The organism is Streptomyces sp. AC627_RSS907 (assembly GCF_019049165.1).
The window spans coordinates 1-599 of sequence record NZ_JAGMUE010000411.1 but is presented as its reverse complement, the minus strand read 5'-3'; the positions used below and the strand labels follow the sequence as shown (position 1 = coordinate 599).

The 599-nt window shown below is 71.5% G+C and carries 1 protein-coding gene; it reads right to left on the bottom strand.

Going from position 1 to position 599, the window contains the following annotated elements:
* On the bottom strand, positions 1 to 599 hold a 599-nt coding region (locus tag KUM32_RS36185; protein WP_217146140.1), incomplete at both ends, for an HpcH/HpaI aldolase/citrate lyase family protein.

Here is a 599-nt window from a genome sequence, read left to right as displayed (position 1 = left end):
ACGCAGCACGCCGCCACCGCAGCGCTGCGGCGCGAGGATGTCGGCCGCGTCGCTGAACTCCTCGTGGCTGACGACCGACAGCGCGTGCACGGGGGCCACGTGCGTGGGATGGATACAGGTCTTGCCCTGGAGGCCGTTGGCGCGGTCGAGTTCGATCTCGCGCAGCAGGCCGTCCATGTCGTGCTCGATGAGGGCGGTACGCAGCGCCTCGGCCTCGCCGATGAAGGGGCTGCGCCGAAGCTGCGGCTTGAACATCCGCTCGTGCGGCTTGAAGTACTCCCACACGGGGCCGGTCACGGTGAACCCGGTGCCGTCCGCGCGGCCGAGCACGTTGACCACGTCCGCGATGACGGAGGCGACCAACTGCACGTCGTACGCGGTCATGTCGGGCGCCCGGCGCAGCCCGTAGGCGGAGCAGAAGTCGGTGACGCCGAGGCGCAGGGCCAGCACCCGGTCCCGGTACTTGTCGACGGTGCGGGCTATGCCGCCGAGCGTCTCCCCGCGCGTCTCCAGGTGCAGCAGCTCCGGCGACTCCAGGACCGGCATGGCGTACAGCCGCCGCTCCAGGGCCGGGCCGCACGAGGTCAGCGCCTCCAGGA